An 18,848-nucleotide genomic window follows, 5' to 3' on the forward strand; every position below is an offset into this window, starting at 1 on the left:
CCTTCAGGGGGCGTGCGGCGCGGCCAGGTCGCCCCGGCGCGCGATGCGGTCGCGGATCCGGGCGATGCGCTGGCCGACGAGGGCCGGGTTCGGGTAGACCGGCCGGACCCGCTCGAACTCCGCGAGCGCGCCGGTCAGGTCCCCCGCCTCCTCCAGCGCGGAGGCGGCGCCGAAGCGCGCCTCGGCGGCCAGCGCCTGGTCCGGCGCGGCGGCGAGCGCCTCCCGGTAGCGCTGCAACGCCTGCGGGTAGCGGCCGGTGACGTACCAGGTGCTGGCGACGCCGAGCAGCGCCTGCGCGCGCAGGGGATTCGCCGGGTGGCGCTCGAGCAGCTGCTCGAACTCCGCGCGGGACTGATCGTAGTCCCCGAGCGAGAAGGAGCAGCGAGCCACCGCGAACCTGGCCGCATCGCTCCCCTCGCCGTCGGGCGTCAGGGTGATCAGGCGCTGGTACTCGACGATGGCCTGCCGGCAGTCGCCCTTGCGCTCCTCGAAGACCTCCCCGAGCAGCTGCTGCGCCTTCAGCGCCCAGCTCCCCGCGCCCTCGCGCCGGGCGAGCTGGCGCAGCACGCGGATCGCCCCTTCCTGGTCGTTGAGGAAGAGCGAGGCGGTCCGCGCCTGCCGATAGAGCGCCTCCGGGACGCGGGGGTCGCGCGCGTGGTGCTCGGCGAACTCGGCGAAGAGGGCCGCGGCGCGCCGGTGGTCGCCGCGCTCGGCGGCGGCCTCCGCCTGCGAGAAGAGCTTGTTCTCGCCCAGGCGGTCGCAGACGAGCACGAGCAGGAAGGCCGCCACGACGCCGCCGGCGAGGCTCGCCAGCAGGCGACGCGTCCACCGGGAGGACAGCAGCGAGCGCATCGTGGCCCCGTCCGTCTGCGGGCCCGCGGCCGGCCGCTGCGGCTAGCTCTCCGCCTCGGGCTGGGGGTCGCCCGGCTCGCGGTCGCCCGACTCGACCAGGCGCGCGATGCTCGCGACCTGGTCGCCGGGCTCCGGCTTGATCACGATGACGCCCTGGGTCGCCCGCCCGATGAGCCGGATCCCCTTGACCGAAGTGCGGATCGTCTTGCCGTCCTGGGTCACGACCATGACCTCGTCCGACTCGCGCACCTGCAGCACGCCGACCACGGGGCCGGTCTTGTCCGTCACCTCGAGGTTCTTCGTGCCCTGGCCGCCGCGGCCCTGGAGACGGTACTCCTCGATCTCGGTGCGCTTGCCGTAGCCCTTCTGGCTGACCGTGAGCATCTGCGACTGCGGGTCGACGACCTCCATCGCCACCACCCGGTCACCCTCCTTGAAGCGGACGCCGGTCACGCCGCGCGCCTCGCGCCCCATCGGCCGGATGTCGTTCTCGTCGAAGCGCACCGCCTTGCCGAGGGAGGTGGCGAGAAACAGCTCGCGCTTGCCGTCGGTGATGCGCGCGGCGATGAGCGCATCTCCCTCGTCGAGGTGGATCGCGATCTTGCCCTTGGAGGGGACGCGGCCGTACTCCGCCAGCGGCGTCTTCTTGACGACCCCCTGCGCCGTCGCCATGACCACGAAGCGGCTCTCCTCCTCGAACTCCTTCTCCCGCACCGGCATCACCGCCGAGATCCGCTCGCCGGGCTTGAGCTCGAGCAGGTTGACGATCGCCTTGCCCTTGGCGGCGCGCCCGGCCTGCGGCAGCTCGTGCACCTTGAGGCGGTAGACCAGGCCGAGCGTCGAGAAGAAGAGCAGGTAGCTGTGCGTCGAGGCGATGAACAGCTGCTTGACGAAATCCTCCTCCTTCGTCTCCATCGCGTTCGCGCCCTGCCCGCCCCGCCCCTGCCGCCGGTAGAGCGTCACGGAGTTGCGCTTGATGTAGTCCTGGTTCGAGATCGTGATCGCCATGTCCTCGTCGGCGATCAGGTCCTCGAGGGTGACCTCGGACTCCTCGGAGACGATCTCGGTGCGCCGCTCGTCGCCGTAGGCCTTGCGCACCTCGAGCAGCTCCTCGCGGATGATGCCGTAGACGAGTTTCTCGTCGGCGAGGACCGCCTGGTAGTGCGCGATCTTCCCGCGCAGCTCCTTGAGCTCGGCGAGGATCTTCTCGCGCTCCAGGCCGGTGAGCCGCTGCAGGCGCATGTCGAGGATCGCCTGGGCCTGGACTTCGGAGAGCCCGAACTTCGCCACGAGGCCGGCCTTGGCCTCCGGGGGCCCCGCGGACTTCCTGATCAGCGCCACCACCGCGTCGATGTTGTCGAGGGCGATCTTGAGCCCCTCGAGGATGTGGGCGCGCTCCTCGGCGCGCGCCAGCTCGTAGCGCGTGCGCCGCACCACGACCTCGCGGCGGAAGTGCAGGTACTCGCTGAGGATCTCGCGCAGCGCGAGCACCCGCGGCTTGCGGTCGACGATGGCGAGCATGATGATGCCGAAGCTCGTCTGCATCTGGGTGTGCTTGTAGAGGTGGTTGAGGACGATCTTCGGCTGCACGTCCTTCTTCAGGTCGACGACGATGCGCATCCCCTCGCGGTCGGACTCGTCGCGCAGATCCGCGATGCCCTCGATCTTCTTCTCGCGCACGAGGTCGGCGATCTTCTCGATGAGCCGCGCCTTGTTCACCTGGTACGGCAGCTCCGTGACGATGATGCTCTGGCGATCGCCGCTCTTGCCCGAGGTCTCGACCACGGCGCGGGCGCGCAGCTGGATCACCCCGCGTCCGGTCTTGTAGGCCTCCTCGATGCCCCGGCGGCCGTGGATGATCCCGGCGGTCGGGAAGTCCGGCCCCGGGACCAGCTTCAGCAGCCTGCGGTCGTCCACCTCCGGGTCGTCGATCATGGCGGTGATCGCGGCGGCGACCTCGCCGAGGTTGTGCGGGGGGATGTTCGTCGCCATGCCGACGGCGATGCCCGAGGAGCCGTTCACGAGCAGGTTCGGCAGCCGCGCCGGCATCACGAGCGGCTCGTGCTCCGAGCCGTCGTAGTTCGGGCCGAAGTCGACCGTCTCCTTGTCGATGTCCGCGAGCATGGTCGCGGCGATCTTCGCCATGCGGATCTCGGTGTAGCGCATCGCCGCCGGCGGGTCGCCGTCGATGGAGCCGAAGTTCCCCTGCCCGTCGACGAGCGGGTAGCGCAGCGAGAAGTCCTGCGCCATGCGCACGATCGTGTCGTAGACCGCGGTGTCGCCGTGGGGGTGGTACTTGCCGATGACCTCGCCGACGGTCTTCGCCGACTTGCGGTAGGCCTTGTCCGCGGTGTTGCCCGAGTCGTGCATCGCGTAGAGCACGCGCCGGTGCACGGGCTTGAGCCCGTCGCGCACGTCGGGCAGCGCCCGCCCGACGATGACGCTCATCGAGTAGTCCAGGTAGGACTGGCGCATCTCGTCTTCGATGTTCACCGGCAGCAGCTGCTCGGGCAGCGCGGTCCTGTCCATGGCCATGGTCTCGTCTCTTCCCGTTCGTTTACACGTCGAGGTTCTTGACTTCCAGCGCGTTGTCCTCGATGAACTGCCGCCGCGGCTCGACCTGGTCGCCCATGAGCACGGTGAACATCTCGTCCGCGGCGACCGCGTCCTCCACCGCCACCCGCAGCAGCGTCCGCGTCTCGGGGTTCATCGTCGTCTCCCAGAGCTGGTCCGGGTTCATCTCGCCGAGCCCCTTGTAGCGCTGGAGCGAGAGCCCCTTGCGCCCGAGCGCCTGCACCTGCTCGATGACCGCCTCGCCGCCCCGCACCTCGGTCTCGGTCCCGCCCTGCACCAGCCTCCAGGGGAAGTCGCCCAGCGGCGCGAGCGCCTCGATCGCCGCGCGGATCTCGCGCATCTCCGGCGAGCGCAGCAGTTCGGCGCCGATCGTGGTCGTGCCCTTGCTCCCGCGGTTGTCGACCTCGCAGACCACCCGGTGCGCGCCGTGCTCCTCGTCCTCCTCGAGCCGCACGTCGAGCAGCCGCACGTGCTGGTAGTAGCCCTCGAGGAAGGCGCCGGCGCGGTTCAGCGCCTGCTCCAGCGCGGGCTTGCCGCGGAGCAGCTCCTCGTCGAAGAAGCCGGTGCGCACGAGCGCGCGCACCAGCTCGGCGTCGTAGCCGCGCCGGCGCAGGCGCGCGATCGCCGCCTCGATGCGCCCGAAGTGCGCGAGCAGGCCCTGGAGCTTCGCGCCGGCGTACGTGTCCCCGCCGGCGCGCAGCTGCAGGTCCTTCGCGCCGAGCCGCAGGATGATCTTCTCCATCTCCGGCTCGTTCTTGACGTACTGCTCCTCCTGCCCCTTCTTCATCTTGAACAGCGGCGGCTGCGCCAGATACAGGAAGCCGCGCTCGAGCACCGCGGGCATGTGCCGGAAGAAGAAGGTCAGCAGCAGGGTGCGGATGTGCGCGCCGTCCACGTCGGCGTCGGTCATGATCACGATCTTGTGGTAGCGCAGCTTGTCCGGGTTGAACTCCTCGGCCCCGATGCCGGCGCCGAGCGCCGTGATCAGCACCCGGATCTCCTCGTGCCCGAGCATGCGATCGAAGCGCGCCTTCTCGACGTTGAGGATCTTGCCCCGCAGCGGCAGGATCGCCTGGTAGCGCCGGTCGCGCCCCTGCTTGGCCGAGCCGCCCGCGCTCTCGCCCTCGACAAGGAACAGCTCGGAGAGCGCCGGGTCGCGCTCGGAGCAGTCGGCGAGCTTGCCCGGGAGGTTGCTGACCTCGAGCGCCCCCTTGCGCCGCGCCAGGTCGCGCGCCTTGCGCGCCGCATCGCGCGCGAGCGCCGAGTTCGCGCACTTGAGCGTGATCTTCTTGGCGACCTGGGGGTTCTCCTCGAAGAACTCGCCGAGCGCCTCGTTGACCGCGGACTCGACGATCCCCCTGACCTCGGAGTTGCCGAGCTTGGTCTTGGTCTGCCCCTCGAACTGCGGCTCGGGGATGCGCACGTTGATGACGCAGGTCAGCCCCTCGCGCACGTCCTCGCCCGAGAGCTGGCCCGAGAGGTCCTTGAAGAGCCCCTTGGCCGACCCGTAGTTGTTGATGGTGCGGGTGAGCGCCGACTTGAACCCCGAGAGGTGCGTGCCGCCCTCGGTGGTGTTGATCGAGTTGGCGTAGGTGAAGATCTGCTCCTGGTAGCTGTCGTTGTACTGCAGGCAGATCTCGATCTGGATCCCGTCGCGCTCGCGCTCGATGGAGATGGGCTTGTGCAGCGGCTCCTTGTTGCGGTTGAGGTGCTCGACGAACTCGACGATGCCGCCCTTGTAGTGGAACTCGTGCTTCTTGCCGTCGCGCTCGTCCTCAAGCGTGATCTTCAGGCCCTTGTTAAGGAAGGAAAGCTCGCGCAGGCGCTTGGAGAGCGTGTCGAAGCTGTACTCGCTGACCTCGAAGATCTCCTTGTCGGCGAGGAAGGTGATCTTGGTCCCGGTCCCCTTCGTCTTGCCGACTTCCTTGAGCGGCGCGACCGACTTGCCGCGGCGGTAGCTCTGCTGGTAGACCTTGCCGCCGCGGCGGATCTCGACCTCGAGCCACTCGGAGAGGGCGTTGACGACCGAGACGCCGACCCCGTGCAGGCCGCCCGAGATCTTGTAGCTGGCCTTGTCGAACTTGCCGCCGGCGTGCAGCTTGGTCAGCGCGACCTCGGCGCCCGAGATCTTCTCCGTGGGGTGGATGTCGACCGGGATGCCGCGGCCGTTGTCGCCGACGGTCACCGAGTTGTCGGCGTGCACCACCACCGACACGTCGGAACCGTAGCCGGCGAGGTGCTCGTCGACGCTGTTGTCGACCACCTCGTAGACCAGGTGGTGCAGCCCCGCGACCCCGGTGCTGCCGATGTACATCGCGGGGCGCTTGCGCACCGCCTCCAGGCCCTCGAGGACCTGGATGTTGCCGGCGCCGTACTGCGCCCCGTCCCGCTGCGCGTTCGCTGTGTCCTCAGCCACGTCGTTGCTTCTCCGTCCTCCAGATGGTTGCCGCCGCCGACCCCGCCCGCAGTCGCCGGCCCACGGTCGCCGGCGTGAAACGGTGCAGCTCGCCGGAGCCATCCGCCCGCACGACCAGGGAGCGCTCCTGCGCCGGGCGCGGGCCCCGCCGACGTCCCGGCAGGGTCAGGCCCGCACGGCGCAGCACGCCGGCGTTGTCCTTGAGCGATGCTGCGGTGCGCCAGTCGATGATCGCGACGACCGGTCCTCGCGCCCCGGGGCGGCTCACAGGCGCATCGGCATCACGACGCTGCGGTACCCCTCGTCCCCGAGCGGCCGCACGAGCACCGGGCTGAGGACCTCGTTCATTTCGATCACGACCTTCTCCTGCTCGATGACCGAGAAGACGTCCAGCACGTACCGGGCGTTCATCCCCAGCTCGATGTCGCCGCCGGTGCACTCCGCCGCGACGTCCTCGCTGGCCTCGCCGACCTCGGGGTTGACCGCGGTCACCACGATCCTGTCCGCGAAGAACCCGAAGCGCACCAGGCTCACGCGGTCCGCCGTCACCGTGGAGACGCGGCGCACCGCCCGATAGAACTCCTCCCGCTTGACGGTGGCAATGCGCGTGCCGCCGCTGGGGATGACCTGCCGATAGTCGGGGAACTGCCCGTCCACGAGACGCGTGACGAGCAGCGCCGACCCGACCCGCATGAACAGCCGGTTCTCCTGGAGCGAGATCTCCGCAGCGGCCCCGGCAGCCTCCTCGCCGAGGAGCTTGCGCAGCTCCGTGATCGCCTTGCGCGGCACGATCATGCCCCGCGAGCCGGCGACGGTGGCGCGGCAGCGCCGCTGGATGAACGCCAGCCGGTGGCCGTCGGTGGAGACCAGGCGCAGATCGGCCTCGTCGCCGCCGGCCGCCTCGATCTCCAGCAGCACGCCGTTGAGCGCCTGGCGGGTCTGGTCGTGCGACATGGCGAACTCCGTCTTCTCGATCGCCTCGACCAGCTGCGCCGGCGGCATCTCGATCTTCTCGCCGTCCGCGCTCTCGGGCAGGGCCGGGAAGTCCTCCTTCGGCAGACTCATCACCTTGAAGCGCGAGCGGCCCATCTCGATCCTGACCCAGCCCTTGTCCCCGGTGACGAGGTGCACGTCCCCCTCGGGCAGCTCGCGCACGATCTCGAAGAGCTTCTTCGCCGGCGCGGTGACCGAGCCCTCCTTCGCGACGGTGGCCCGGTGGCGGCTGCGCAGGAAGATCTCCAGGTCGGTGGCCGAGAGCGACAGCTCGGAGCCGCGCGCTTCCAGGAGCACGCAGGAGAGGATCGGGACGGTGTTCTTCCGCTCGACGATGCCTTGCACCCGCGCGAGGGCTCCAACGAGTTCCGCCTTGGTCACCATGATGTCCATGAGGTTTTCCCCCGTTTGCTGGAGATCAGTTGCTGTTTGTGATCGAGATTGAAAGAACACCGCCGTCGCCACCGGTGGTGTTGGATGTGTTGGCAAGACCGCACCGGCCGCCGTCCCGTGAAGTTACGCGTCGCCGGGCCTGTGGACGCCGGCCGGAGATTTCCCCGGAGCGCCCTGGCGCGCGGCATCCACAGCCTGTCCCGCCGCCGTCCACACGCGGGCTGTTGAAAGCGCTCACCCCTGGATCCTTTTGGCGATGGTGTCGATGGAGGTGTTCACCTCGACGCTTGTCTTCATCTTCTCCGCGACGACGTTCAGCGAGTGGATCACCGTCGAGTGGTCGCGGCCGCCGAACATCTTGCCGATCACCGGGAGCGAGGCGCTCGTGAGCTGGCGACAGAGGTGCATCGCGATCTGGCGCGGGTAGACGAGGTTCTGGGAGCGGCGCTTGGAGGCGAGGTCGGCGACCTTGATGCCGAAGTACGCGGCGACCTCGCGCTTGATGTCGTCGATCGAGATCGTCTTGGCCGCATCGTCGATCAGGCCCTTGAGGACCTCGCGGGCAAACTCCAGGGTGATTTCGCGCGCCTGCAGCGAGGCGTACGCCCCGAGGCGGATCAGCGAGCCCTCGAGCTCGCGGATGTTCGACTTGATCGAGCCGGCGACGAACTGCGCGACGTCGTCGGGCAGGTTGATCGCGTTGTGCTCGGCCTTCTTGCGCAGGATGGCGATCTTCGTCTCCAGGTCCGGGCTCTGGATGTCCGCGATCAACCCCCACTCGAAGCGCGAGCGCAGCCGCTCCTCCAGGTCCGGGATGTCGCGCGGCACCTTGTCGCTGGAGAGGACGATCTGCCGGTGCGACTCGTAGATGGAGTTGAACGTGTGGAAGAACTCCTCCTGCGTCTTCTCCTTGCCGGCGATGAACTGGATGTCATCGATGAGGAGCAGGTCCATGTTCCGGTAGCGGCTGCGGAACGAGGGCATGCGCTCGTAGCGGATCGAGTTGATCAGCTCGTTGATGAAGGTCTCCGAGGTCACGTACATCACCCGCGCGCCCGGCGTGCGCTCGAGGAACCGGTGCCCGATCGCGTGCAGCAGGTGCGTCTTGCCGAGCCCGACCCCGCCGTAGAGGAAGAGCGGGTTGTACGTCTTGGAGTGCCCGTCGGCCACGGCGCGGCTGGCCGCGTGGGCCATCTGGTTGCTCGAGCCGACCACGAACGTCTCGAAGGTGTACCGCGGGTTCAGGACCGTGCTGCCGTGGTGGATGGTCCGCGTGAACGGCAGGTCGTCCTGGCGCGGCTTCAGCTCCTCGGGCGCGCCGCGCTCGGCGATCTGGAACACGACGGTGCACTCGCGGCCGGCGATCGCGGAGGCCGTCTCCCGGATGAGCACCTGGAAGTTGTCGGTCAGCCAGTCGCGCGCGAACTTGCTGGGGACCGAGACCGTGAGCGTCCCGTTCGAAAAGTCCGTCTGGGCGGTGGGGACGAACCAGGTCGAGTAGTTCTGCTCGTTGACGTGCGAGCGGACCCGCTCCTTGACCTGTTCCCAGAGGTCGGCCGGCGGCAGGGCGTTCACCACGAGCGATGCCCCCCCCGCCGCGGCATGCGATACCAAAGCATCGTACTCGTCTTGAGAAGAATCACGCTAAATCCTTGCGGGACAAGACGAAATCTTGCGCACGAAGCCCCTTGTTTCGCACATCCTTTTCAACATCTGTGGAGAACAAGAAAAACGCTTCTTGTTCAACGAATTCAAAGATTGCACCCCCTCGGATCCAGCGGCATATCCGCCGGCCGTCCGATCATGGGGCGCATGATAGCCCAGCGGCTCGAGGAATTCAAGGGAAAATTGCCATGTTCCGGGTGCTGCGGGTCGCTTGACTGCGGCCGGAAGGCTGTGATTACATCGCCTCCGGGAAGGTTTCCGGCGCGGGCATCGGGGGGAGGGGCTGCGCGTGTTCGAGCGGATGGACGAGTCCCGTCTGGACATCCTGCGCGAGATCTGCACCATCGGCGCCGGCCACGCCGCCACCGCCCTCTCCCAGTTGACGGGAAGGCGCATCGAGCTGGAGGTCCCGCGCGTGCGCTTCGAGCGGGTGGAGGCCGTGCCCCGCATCGCAGGGGGCGCGGAGACGGTCGTCGACGGGCTCTTCTTCCGGATCCTCGGCGATGCCCGCGGCGTGATCCTCATGATCTTCCCGGAAGAGAGCGGGCGGGAGATCGTGCGGCTCGCCCTCGGGGGCCGCGAGCCCGAGCCGGAGGACCCGCTCTGCGTCTCGGCGATGCGCGAGATCGGCAACATCCTGGCGTCGGCGTTCCTCTCCGCGATCGGGCAGCTCGCCGGCCTCTCGCTCATCCCCTCGGTGCCCGGCTACGCGCGCGACATGGCGGGCTCGATCCTCGATCTCGTGCTCATCGAGCTTTCGCGCCACGAGGACACGGCGCTGGTGATCGAGACGCTGTTCCGCGAGGCCGGCGAGGGGATCCACGGGCATTTCTTCCTGCTGCCCGACCCGCGGACGCTGGAGGCGACCCTCGAGGCCGCCGAGCGCGCCGGGAAGGCCGGGACGGGCCCGTGAGCCGCCGGGTGGTCGGAATCGCGGACCTGGGGACGGCCGGTCCGGGCGAGGTCCTCGCCGCCATCGGCCTCGGCTCCTGTGTCGCCGTGGCCATCCGCGACCGGCGCGGCCGCCGCGGCGCGCTCGCGCACATCATGCTGCCGCGCCAGAGCGACGGGCGCCGCCGCGAGGGCGAGAACATGCGCAAGTACGCCGACGTCGCGGTCGGCGAGGCCGTGCGCACGCTCGAGGGCGGCGGCTGCCGGCGCGCCGACCTGGAGGCCAAGATCGCGGGCGGGGCGAGCATCTTCGACCTGGGGCGCGGCACCGACGGCGGGGAGATCGGCGCGCGCAACGTCGAGGCGGTCGTGCGCGCCCTGGAGGCCGCCGGCGTGCGCCTGGTGGCCTCGGACGTCGGCGGGCGCGAGGGACGGACGGTGGAGTACTCGATCGAGACCGGCGAGCTGGCGGTCAGGACCGTCCGCGGCCTGCGCCGCAGCATCTGAAGGGCCGGCGGCCTCTCAGCCCGCGGCGGGCTCCTCGCGCGGCAGCAGCGACTCCTCCTGCGCGGTGAGCAGGCGCGCAGGGTCCACGAGCACGAGCAGGCGCCCCGGGATCTTCGCGAGCCCGGCGACGACGTCGGAGCGCATCCAGGCTGGCCCGTCCCCGACGTCCTCGAGCAGCGCCAGCGGGATGTCGAGCACCTCCGAGGCGCCGTCCACGAGGAAGCCGATCAGCTGCGCGCCCGAGCGGGCGACCAGGATCCGCGTCCGCTCCGCCGGGGCGCGGTCCGGCAGCCCGAGCTTGCGCCTGAGGTTGATCACCGGCACCACCCGGCCGCGCACGTTGATCGCCCCCAGCGCGAAGTCCGGCATCCGGGGGAACGGCGTGATCTCCACCATGCGGAGGATTTCCTGCACCTGCCGGATATCCACGCCGAAGAAGCTCCCGTCGAGGGCGAAGACGACCGCCTGCAGCAGCTCGCCGTGCTCCTCGTGCGCCTCGGCCATCGCGTCGGTTGGTGTAGCACCCCCCCGGGGGAAAAGCAACCGCGCCGGGGCGGCTCGTGATCCGCGCTTGCGCGGCGATGGCGCGCGATTGACAGCCCCCCGACGCTGTGCCTAGAATCGCGCCCGCGACGCGCACCGGCGAAGCCCGCGCGCGGCGAGCGGCAAAGGAGGCCGGCGATGCTCCAGGAGACCTCGAAGATCTGGATGGACGGGAAGTTCGTGGACTGGAAGGACGCGACCGTCCACGTGCTCACCCACACGCTGCACTACGGCCTCGGGGTCTTCGAGGGGATCCGCTGCTACAAGACCGTGGACGGCCCGGCGGTCTTCCGGCTCGCCGAGCACGTCGAGCGCCTCTACGCGTCCGCGCACATCTCGGGGCTGCAGGTCCCCTTCACGAAGGAGGAGTTCTCGGCGGCGATCCTCGAGACGCTCCGCGTGAACGGCATGGAGGCCGGCTACATCCGGCCGCTGATCTACGTCGGCTACGGCGCGATGGGCGTCTATCCGGGCCGCAACCCGATCCGCGTCGCGATCGCCGTCTGGCCGTGGGGGGCGTACCTCGGCGACGAGGGGCTGGAAAAGGGCATCCGCGTGCGGACCTCCTCGTACACGCGCCAGCACGTGAACATCAGCATGACCAAGGCGAAGGTCTGCGGCAACTACACCAACTCGATCCTGGGCAAGGTCGAGGCGATCAGCGACGGCTACGACGAGGCGCTCTTCCTCGACGCCAGCGGGCACGTCGCCGAGGGCTCGGGCGAGAACGTCTTCATCGTGCGCCGCGGGGCGCTGGCCACGACGCCGCGCTCGGCCGTGCTCGAGGGGATCACGCGCGACGCGGTGCTGACGCTCGCCGCCGACCTGGGGCTGGCGGCGCGCGAGGAGTTCTTCACGCGCGACCAGGTCTACGCCGCCGACGAGGCCTTCTTCACCGGCACCGCCGCCGAGATCACGCCGATCCGCGAGGTCGACCGCCGGGCGATCGGCCGCGGCGCCCGCGGGCCGGTCACCAAGGCGATCCAGGAGGCGTTCTTCAGCGCGGTGCGCGGCGAGAACGCGAAGTACCGCTCCTGGCTGACCCCCGTCCGCTAGCCGATGCCGAGGATCCTGCCCTTCCGCGGCGTGCGCTACGACCCGGCGCAGGCCCCCGACCTGACGCGGGTCACGGCGCCGCCCTACGACATGATCTCCCCCGCGGAGCAGGAGGAGCTCTACCGGCGCGACCCGCACAACGTCGTGCGCCTGATCCTGGGGCGCACCGAGGAGGCGGGCCGCCCGGTGGACCGCTACGCGAGCGCGGCGCGCGACTACCGCGCCTGGCGCGCCGCGGGGGTGCTGGCGCAGGACCCGGCCGACTCCCTGTATCTCTACCGCGAGGACTACGCGTGGGCGGGGCGCGTCTACCAGCGCCTCGGGCTGATCTCGCGCGTCGGCCTCGACGAGTTCGGCGGCGGGGCGTTCGCCCACGAGGCGACGATGAGCGGACCGAAGGCCGACCGGCTGCGGCTGCTCGAGGCCTGCGAGGTGAACTTCAGCCAGATCTTCGCGCTCTACTCCGACCCCGACGGGTCGGTGGAGGCGCCCCTGGTCGCCGCGACTGCCGGCGCCCCGCTGGTGGCCTTCGACGACGGGCGCGGGGTGGTGCACAACCTCTGGCGCGTCGACGACCCGGCGCTCATCGCGCGGGTGCGCGCGGGCTTCGCGGGCAAGCCCTTCATCATCGCGGACGGGCACCACCGCTACGAGACGGCGCTCGAGTACCGGCGCCTGATGCGCCAGCGCCCGGGGCGGTTCCGCGAGTCGATGGACGCCGTGATGATGTGCCTCGTGCGCATGGAGTCGCCGGGGCTGACGATCCTGCCGTTCCACCGGCTGCTGGCGGCGCCGGCGGACGGTCCGCTCCAGGAGCGGCTGGCGCCGGCGTTCACCTTCGAGGAGCGCGCGCTCCCCGAGGACCGCTCGACGTGGACCGCCGCCGCGCAGGAGCTGCTCTCCGGCGCCGGCGGGATGGCCTTCGGGCTGCACCGGGGGGGGACGAAGATCGCGCTGCTGCGGCCGAGGCCGGGCTACGACTTCTCGCGGCACCTGCGGCCCGGGACCTCGCCGCTGGTGGTGGAGCTGGACGTGACCGTGCTGCACCAGGGCATCTTCGGCGGGCTGCTCGGCCTGGACGAGCAGCGCCTCGTGCAGGAGGGGGGGGTGCGCTTCTTCCCGAAGGCGGAGGACGCGGCCGCCGAGGTCGACGCGGGGCGCGGCACGGCGGCGTTCTTCCTGCGGCCGACGCGCATGGAGCAGGTCTGGCGGATCGCGACCGCGGGCGTGCGCATGCCGCAGAAGTCGACGAACTTCTACCCCAAGCTCATCTCCGGATTGGTGTTCAACGAGCTGTAGTCCCCCGCGTGTTGCGGATCACAAAGGCCGGCACCCTCCGGGCCGTATCCTTGACAGTGGCAAACCGCCGGGAATAGGATCAAACGGCACGTTTTGCCCGCACCGCACCATCCGGCCGCACGCGCAGGGGAGGGACGGTTGATGATCGCACGAGGGCTCAGGTTGACCGGGGCGGCCCTGCCCCTGCTGCTGCTCGGCTGCGTCGTCGAGCAGCGCGACTTCGAGGCGCTCAAGGAGCAGGTCCGGGTCCAGCAGCGGCAGATCAACGAACTCAAGGCCCGGCAGGAAGAGCAGGGCCTGCGGATCGACACGCTCAACAACGGCTTCAAGATCCTCGGTGACAAGGCCGAGGAGAACGGCCGCCGCATCGACGGGCTCGAGGAGCGCGGGGGCGTCTCCGGCGGCGCCTCCATCGCCGTTCCCGAACCGTCGCCGTCCGCGGCGGCTCCCGCTGCCCCCGAGGCCGCGGCCCCGACGGTCCAGCCGCTGCCCGCCGCCGTTGCAGCGCCCGCCGCGAGTCCGGCCGCCGCCCCGGCGGCCGCGACACCGCCGCCCGTCCTGCTGACGAACCTCCCCAAGACGCCGGCGCCGGCGAGCGGCGGCGAGCTTATCTCCTCGTCGTCGAAGGCCGAGAAGCTCTACGCCACCGCGCTCGGCCTCTTCTCCAACCGCGACTACACCCCGGCTGCCGCGAAGTTCGAGGAATTCGTCACCGACTACCGCGACCACAAGCTCGCCGGCAACGCGCAGTACTGGATCGGCGAGTGCCAGTACTCGCAGCGGCATTTTGCCGAGGCGGCCGACGAGTTCGGGAAGGTGGAGAAGCTCTTCCCGGCCAGCCCGAAGGTCGCGGCGGCCCTGTACAAGAAGGGGCTCTCGCTCTGGGAGCTCAAGCGGACGGCCGACGCCCAGGCCGCGCTCCAGCGGCTGATCGAGAAGTACCCGCAGTCCGAGGAGGCGGGAAAGGCCCGCGAGCGGCTCGAGCGCTGGAAGTAGGCCCGGGGCCATTCCCCGCAGCGGTAAAACGGAAGGAGCAAGCCATGAAACGGACGATGCACGGTTGGACCGCCGTCCTCGCGTGCGCGGTCGCGCTGGCGACCGCGGCCGGTGCGCACGCCGCGGCGGCGCCGGCGGCGGGGGAGCGGGCAGGCTTCGAGACCTACGTCGTGCGCCGCGGCGACACGCTGTCGGGCGTCGCCAAGCGCGTCCTGGGGGACCAGAAGCGCTGGCGCGAGATCCTGAAGGACAACCCCCAGGTCACCAACGCGAACCTCATCTACCCGGGGGACTCGCTGCTCGTGCCGGTGCCGCAGCAGGCCGTCGCGGCCGCTCCGGCGCCCGCGGCGGAGGCAGCGGCCGCGGCGACGCCCGCGCCTGCCGCCACGTCTGCGCAGACGGCAGGGACGGCGAGTGCGGCCGGCGGCGGCGCTTCGGAGCGGGCGGCGACCGTCGAGGTCCCCGAGTTGCCCGTGGAGAAGGCGCGCGTGACCGGGACGGTCAACCCCGCGCTCTACCGCTCGGCCGGCTACATCGCGGACGGCCTGCCCGCCATCGCCATCGTGGCCTCCGAGGACGAGCGCGAGCTGATCGGCTCCGACGACGCGGCGGTCATCAACGCGCCGGTCACGCCCGGCCGGGTCTTCACCGTGGTGCGGGCCGACCGCCGCGTCTTCCATCCGCTGACGGGCGCGTACCTGGGGTGGCTGACGCGGGTACTCGGGACCGCGGAGGTCACCTGCCGCGACCTGCTGACGTCCACCGTGGTGCTGCGCGGGATGCGCGATGCCGCGGGCGTCGGCGACTACCTCGTGCCCTTCAATCCCGACGACCGGCTCGCGGAGGACGCTCTTCCCGGGAAGCAGCTGCCCGAGTGCGTTCCGGCGGGCCCGGCGGACGGCGTGGTCGTGGCCTTCGACGAGGACCGGCTCGGCGTGGCCGAGGAGGACCTCGTCTACCTCGACCAGGGGACGGCGGCGAGCGTCGGCCCCGGCAAGCGCTACGTCGTCTACCGCGAGGGCTACGGCGGCTGCCGGGCGCCCATCGGCGAGGTGCAGGTGCTGCGCGTTCAGGAGCAGAGTTCGACCGCCCTGGTGACGGCCAGCGTCGGCGAGGTGCTGGTCGGGGACCTGCTGCGCGCCCGGTAGCTACGGGGTCTCGTCCGCGAGCGCGGCCAGGATGAGCCGGCGGACCGCCTCGCGCACCTCGCCGTCGCCGATCGCGTCGAGCTCGCCCGCCAGCTCCGCGGGGAGCGCGGCGGCGGCGCGGCGCGGGCGGGCGGCAGCCGCCTGCGGGGCCGGCGCGGGGTCAAGTCTCCCGGTGACGAAGAAGAGGTCGGTCACCGCCTCGGCGCCGAAGCGCGCGGCGATGCGCCGGAGCAGGTCGGGCTTGAGCAGCGCGAGCTGCTGGGTCCACACCGGGCTCTCGGTGACGACGGTGAGCCGGCGGTTGACGACGTGCGAGGGGCGCGCGTGGGCGGCGATCTGGGGCCCGACCGCGGCGTCCCACGCGGTGAGCACCTCCTCCTCGCGCAGGCGGCGCTCCCACCCGAGGGCGGCGATGCGCTCCTTCAGGACGTCGCCGACGCGCGCGGGGCGCCTGGAAGCGGATGATCCCATGCCGGTATTGTAGGGCGGGGCGGGAAGGCTGGACAAGGGCGCACCAAAGGGGGCGGCATGGAAGAGGCGCAGATGCACGAGCGGATCCGGCGGCTCGCGCGCGAGAAGGGCGCGATCATCCTCGCGCACAACTACCAGCGCTACGAGGTGCAGCAGGCGGCGGACCTCGTCGGCGACTCGCTCGGGCTCTCGGCGAAGGCGGCCGAGACCGACGCGCGGATGATCGTCTTCGCGGGCGTGCACTTCATGGCCGAGAGCGCGAAGATCCTCTCGCCGCGCAAGAAGGTCGTCATGCCGCGCGCCGACGCGGGCTGCCCGCTGGCCGACACGATCACCGTCGAGAAGCTGCGCGCGCTGCAGGCCGAGCACCCCGGCGCGCCGACGGTCTGCTACATCAACTCCGCGGCGGCGATCAAGGCCGAGGTGGACGTCTGCTGCACGTCGGCGAACATGGACAAGGTCGTCGCCTCGCTCCCCGACAGGAAGGTCCTCTTCGTGCCGGACGGGAACATGGGCCGCTACCTGCAGAAGCTGCTGCCGGAAAAGGAGATCGTCACCTGGAAGGGGGTCTGCCCGACGCACAACCGGCTGCGCGTCGACCAGGTCCTCGAGCAGAAGCGGCTGCACCCCGCGGCGAAGTTCATCGCGCACCCGGAGTGCCGGCTCGACGTGATCGAGCTGGCGGACGCGGTGCGCTCGACGACGGGCTTCCTGCGCTATGCGAAGGAGAGCGACGCGACGGAGTTCATCATCGGCACGGAGGTCGGGCTGATCCCGCGGCTGGAGGCCGAGAACCCGGGCAAGCGCTTCTACCCGGCGTCCGAGGAGATGGTCTGCCCGAACATGAAGATGACGCACCTCGAGGACGTGCTGGCGGTGCTCGAGACCGAGGACAACGAGATCCTCGTGCCGGACGAGATCCGCGTGCGCGCGGTGCGGGCGCTCGAGCGGATGTTGAAGATCACCTGACCTCGGCGTAGAATCCGCTCCCCGCACACCACGGAGGGTTGCCCGTGCTCGATCTGAAGTTCGTCCGCGAGAACCTCGACCTGCTGCGCGAGCGGCTCGCCACGCGCGGGATGGACGTCGACCTGGCCCCCTTCCGCGCGCTCGAGGGCGAGCGGCGCGCGCTCATCCTGGAGATCGAGGAGCTGCGCGCGCGGCGCAACGCGGTGTCCAAGGAGATCGCCGCGGCGAAGAAGCGCGGCGAGGACGCGGCCGCGGCGGTCGCCGCGATGCGCGAGGTCGGCGATCGCGTCCAGGCGCTCGAGGCCCGCCAGCGCGCCAACGACGAGGCGCTCATCGAGCTGATGCGCAACGTCCCGAACCTGCCGCACGCGTCGGTGCCGGTCGGCGCGAGCGAGGAGGACAACCTCGAGGTGCGCCGCTGGGGCGCGCCGCCGGCGTTCGACTTCGAGCCCAAGGCGCACTGGGACCTCGGCGAGACCCTCGGCATCCTGGATTTCGAGCGCGCCGCGAAGATCTCCGGCGCGCGCTTCTGCGTCTCGTTCGGCCTCGGTGCGCGGCTCGAGCGCGCGCTCATCTCCTTCATGATCGACCTGCACGTGAACGAGCACGGTTACCGCGAGGTGCTGCCGCCGTTCCTCGTCAACCGCGAGAGCCTCATCGGCACCGGTCAGCTGCCGAAGTTCGAGGCCGAGCTGTTCCGCAGCGACCCTTCGGGGTACTACCTCATCCCGACGGCGGAGGTCCCGGTGACCAACATCCACCGCGGCGAGATCCTCGAGGGGGCGCGGCTGCCGGTGAAGTACGTCGCGTGGACGCCGTGCTTCCGCGCGGAGGCGGGCGCAGCCGGCAAGGACACGCGGGGGCTGATCCGCCAGCACCAGTTCAACAAGGTCGAGCTGGTGAAGTTCGCCGACCCGGCGACCTCCTACGACGAGCTGGAGGCGCTCACCCGCGACGCCTGCACGGTGCTCGAGCGGCTGGGCCTGCCGTATCGCGTCGTCGCGCTGTGCACCGGCGACCTCGGCTTCTCGTCGGCGAAGACCTACGACATCGAGGTCTGGATGCCGGGGCAGGGGCGCTACCGTGAGATCTCCTCCTGCAGCAACTTCGAGGACTTCCAGGCGCGTCGCGCCGAGATCCGCTTCCGGCCGGAGCCGAAGGCCAAGCCGGCCCTCGTGCACACGCTCAACGGCTCGGGCCTCGCGATCGGCCGGACCGTCGTCGCGATCCTCGAGAACTTTCAGCGCGCGGACGGCTCGGTGGCCATCCCCCCCGCCCTGGTCCCGTACATGGGCGGTGCGACGGAGATCACGGCGCCCTGAAAGATCACCGGAACGCGCGCTCCCGTTGTCAGAACCGGGGGCTGGTTGTATAGTACGCGCTCGCGAGCGGAGGGATGGCCGAGCTGGTTTAAGGCGACGGTCTTGAAAACCGTTGTTCCGTGCTGAACGGAACCGTGGGTTCGAATCCTACTCCCTCCACCAGGACCGTGCGAGGTGGAGGGCCAGCCGCCGCGACGGTGGGCAGAACGCACACGGAGAGGTGGCCGAGTCGGCTGAAGGCAACCGCCTGCTAAGCGGTTGTCCTGGGAAACCGGGACCCCGGGTTCGAATCCCGGCCTCTCCGCCAAGACACAATCCCGCGCCGGCATCTTGGCGCGGGCGCCGCTTTCGGGTATAGTACGCGGCCTGTAGTACGCGCCCTTAGCTCAGCTGGATAGAGCGACGGACTACGAATCCGTAGGTCGGGGGTTCGAATCCCTCAGGGCGCGCCACCTACTCCCTCGGGAATTCCGCTGGTTAGCGTCCATCTCCGAAATGGGAGTTGGCCACCTTCCGGACCTCTGTGTCCAAAAAGTGTCCATCGGTGAGCCGGCAAGGGTTTCGACTGCCCGTTGCTTGTGCGGCTGGGAGAGGTGGGCGTAACGCAGGTCATTCGAGTGACGCACCAGGATCTGGTTGCGGCCGAAGTCGACGTCGTTCCACTCCAGGTTCATCAGCTCGCCGCGGCGCATGCCGGTGTTCAGCGCCGCGACGACCATTGGCCGGAAGCAGGCCGGGCAGGCCCCGAGGGGG

Annotated in this window: 17 protein-coding genes and 3 tRNA genes; 11 read left to right on the plus strand and 9 right to left on the minus strand. The window is 70.3% G+C overall.

Annotation, left to right across the window (positions count from 1 at the left end):
- Nucleotides 1-3 precede the first annotated feature (3 nt).
- The 6 genes from VI078_08500 to dnaA all read right to left on the minus strand — a co-directional run bounded on the left by VI078_08500 (nt 4) and on the right by dnaA (nt 8,806).
- On the minus strand, nt 4-852 hold the full coding sequence (locus tag VI078_08500; protein ID HEY5999324.1) for a tetratricopeptide repeat protein: 849 nt from the start codon (nt 850-852) through the stop codon (nt 4-6).
- A gap of 42 nt (nt 853-894) precedes the next feature.
- A complete protein-coding gene (gene gyrA / locus VI078_08505) occupies nt 895-3,381 on the minus strand; it encodes a DNA gyrase subunit A (GenBank protein HEY5999325.1) in 2,487 nt (828 codons plus the stop codon).
- A gap of 28 nt (nt 3,382-3,409) precedes the next feature.
- Nucleotides 3,410-5,842, minus strand: coding sequence for a DNA topoisomerase (ATP-hydrolyzing) subunit B (gyrB, locus tag VI078_08510; protein HEY5999326.1), 2,433 nt, complete (start codon nt 5,840-5,842; stop codon nt 3,410-3,412).
- Nucleotides 5,835-6,110 carry a hypothetical protein gene (locus VI078_08515; protein ID HEY5999327.1) on the minus strand — a complete coding sequence of 92 codons (276 nt, stop codon included), beginning with the start codon at nt 6,108-6,110 and terminating at the stop codon, nt 5,835-5,837. Before VI078_08515 ends, gyrB begins: the two co-directional genes overlap by 8 nt.
- On the minus strand, nt 6,107-7,228 hold the full coding sequence (dnaN, locus tag VI078_08520) for a DNA polymerase III subunit beta (GenBank protein HEY5999328.1): 1,122 nt from the start codon (nt 7,226-7,228) through the stop codon (nt 6,107-6,109). The genes VI078_08515 and dnaN overlap by 4 nt, the downstream gene beginning before the upstream one ends.
- Nucleotides 7,229-7,462: 234 nt before the next feature.
- A complete protein-coding gene (gene dnaA / locus VI078_08525) occupies nt 7,463-8,806 on the minus strand; it encodes a chromosomal replication initiator protein DnaA (protein ID HEY5999329.1) in 1,344 nt (447 codons plus the stop codon).
- 376 nt (nt 8,807-9,182) lie between these two features.
- Between dnaA and VI078_08530 the strand changes: the two genes are divergently transcribed.
- Together VI078_08530 and VI078_08535 are read left to right on the plus strand one after the other, a co-directional pair.
- Nucleotides 9,183-9,806 (plus strand): chemotaxis protein CheC, encoded by a 624-nt coding sequence (locus tag VI078_08530; protein HEY5999330.1) that lies wholly within the window; start codon nt 9,183-9,185, stop codon nt 9,804-9,806.
- A gap of 8 nt (nt 9,807-9,814) precedes the next feature.
- Nucleotides 9,815-10,291 carry a chemotaxis protein CheD gene (locus VI078_08535; GenBank protein HEY5999331.1) on the plus strand — a complete coding sequence of 159 codons (477 nt, stop codon included), beginning with the start codon at nt 9,815-9,817 and terminating at the stop codon, nt 10,289-10,291.
- 15 nt (nt 10,292-10,306) lie between these two features.
- Here VI078_08535 and VI078_08540 read toward each other — a convergent pair whose 3' ends face one another.
- Entirely contained in the window at nt 10,307-10,795 is a 489-nt protein-coding gene (locus VI078_08540) for a chemotaxis protein CheW (protein ID HEY5999332.1), read from the minus strand.
- Between the two features lie 177 nt (nt 10,796-10,972).
- Here VI078_08540 and VI078_08545 point away from each other — a divergent pair, with 177 nt between their 5' ends.
- The 4 genes from VI078_08545 (at nt 10,973) to VI078_08560 (ending at nt 15,333) form a co-directional block, all read left to right on the plus strand.
- A complete protein-coding gene (locus VI078_08545) occupies nt 10,973-11,890 on the plus strand; it encodes a branched-chain amino acid transaminase (GenBank protein HEY5999333.1) in 918 nt (305 codons plus the stop codon).
- 3 nt (nt 11,891-11,893) lie between these two features.
- Entirely contained in the window at nt 11,894-13,189 is a 1,296-nt protein-coding gene (locus VI078_08550; GenBank protein ID HEY5999334.1) for a DUF1015 domain-containing protein, read from the plus strand.
- Nucleotides 13,190-13,330: 141 nt separating this feature from the next.
- Nucleotides 13,331-14,185, plus strand: coding sequence for a tol-pal system protein YbgF (ybgF, locus tag VI078_08555; GenBank protein ID HEY5999335.1), 855 nt, complete (start codon nt 13,331-13,333; stop codon nt 14,183-14,185).
- 44 nt (nt 14,186-14,229) lie between these two features.
- Nucleotides 14,230-15,333, plus strand: a complete 1,104-nt coding sequence (locus tag VI078_08560; GenBank protein HEY5999336.1) for a LysM domain-containing protein — start codon at nt 14,230-14,232, stop codon at nt 15,331-15,333.
- Here the strand turns inward: VI078_08560 and VI078_08565 are convergent, their stop codons facing one another.
- Nucleotides 15,334-15,804, minus strand: a complete 471-nt coding sequence (locus VI078_08565) for a DUF721 domain-containing protein (GenBank protein ID HEY5999337.1) — start codon at nt 15,802-15,804, stop codon at nt 15,334-15,336. It abuts the gene before it with no gap.
- 57 nt (nt 15,805-15,861) lie between these two features.
- On the opposite strand from VI078_08565, the gene nadA reads away from it, so the two are divergent.
- From nadA to VI078_08590, 5 genes are all read left to right on the plus strand, one after another.
- Nucleotides 15,862-16,773 carry a quinolinate synthase NadA gene (nadA, locus tag VI078_08570; GenBank protein HEY5999338.1) on the plus strand — a complete coding sequence of 304 codons (912 nt, stop codon included), beginning with the start codon at nt 15,862-15,864 and terminating at the stop codon, nt 16,771-16,773.
- A 44-nt stretch (nt 16,774-16,817) separates the two neighbouring features.
- Nucleotides 16,818-18,095, plus strand: a complete 1,278-nt coding sequence (gene serS, locus VI078_08575; GenBank protein ID HEY5999339.1) for a serine--tRNA ligase — start codon at nt 16,818-16,820, stop codon at nt 18,093-18,095.
- A gap of 68 nt (nt 18,096-18,163) precedes the next feature.
- Nucleotides 18,164-18,257: transfer RNA gene (locus tag VI078_08580), tRNA-Ser, on the plus strand.
- A 52-nt stretch (nt 18,258-18,309) separates the two neighbouring features.
- Nucleotides 18,310-18,402, plus strand: a tRNA-Ser gene (locus tag VI078_08585).
- Nucleotides 18,403-18,470: 68 nt separating this feature from the next.
- Nucleotides 18,471-18,547, plus strand: a tRNA-Arg gene (locus tag VI078_08590).
- Here the strand turns inward: VI078_08590 and VI078_08595 are convergent.
- Nucleotides 18,503-18,814 (minus strand): tyrosine-type recombinase/integrase, encoded by a 312-nt coding sequence (locus VI078_08595; protein ID HEY5999340.1) that lies wholly within the window; start codon nt 18,812-18,814, stop codon nt 18,503-18,505. The two genes, VI078_08590 and VI078_08595, sit on opposite strands and share 45 nt — an antisense overlap.
- Nucleotides 18,815-18,848: the final 34 nt, after the last annotated feature.

Source organism: bacterium, assembly GCA_036524115.1.
GTDB lineage: Bacteria > JAUVQV01 > JAUVQV01 > JAUVQV01 > DATDCY01 > DATDCY01.

Coding starts and splice junctions, on each gene's coding strand:
- VI078_08500 (HEY5999324.1), bottom strand. CDS start 852: ATGCGCTCGCTGCTGTCCTCCCGGTGGACGCGTCGCCTGCTGGCGAGC.
- gyrA (HEY5999325.1), bottom strand. CDS start 3,381: ATGGACAGGACCGCGCTGCCCGAGCAGCTGCTGCCGGTGAACATCGAA.
- dnaN (HEY5999328.1), bottom strand. CDS start 7,228: ATGGACATCATGGTGACCAAGGCGGAACTCGTTGGAGCCCTCGCGCGG.
- VI078_08540 (HEY5999332.1), bottom strand. CDS start 10,795: ATGGCCGAGGCGCACGAGGAGCACGGCGAGCTGCTGCAGGCGGTCGTC.
- VI078_08545 (HEY5999333.1), top strand. CDS start 10,973: ATGCTCCAGGAGACCTCGAAGATCTGGATGGACGGGAAGTTCGTGGAC.
- VI078_08550 (HEY5999334.1), top strand. CDS start 11,894: ATGCCGAGGATCCTGCCCTTCCGCGGCGTGCGCTACGACCCGGCGCAG.
- ybgF (HEY5999335.1), top strand. CDS start 13,331: ATGATCGCACGAGGGCTCAGGTTGACCGGGGCGGCCCTGCCCCTGCTG.
- VI078_08560 (HEY5999336.1), top strand. CDS start 14,230: ATGAAACGGACGATGCACGGTTGGACCGCCGTCCTCGCGTGCGCGGTC.
- VI078_08565 (HEY5999337.1), bottom strand. CDS start 15,804: ATGGGATCATCCGCTTCCAGGCGCCCCGCGCGCGTCGGCGACGTCCTG.
- nadA (HEY5999338.1), top strand. CDS start 15,862: ATGGAAGAGGCGCAGATGCACGAGCGGATCCGGCGGCTCGCGCGCGAG.
- VI078_08595 (HEY5999340.1), bottom strand. CDS start 18,814: ATGGTCGTCGCGGCGCTGAACACCGGCATGCGCCGCGGCGAGCTGATG.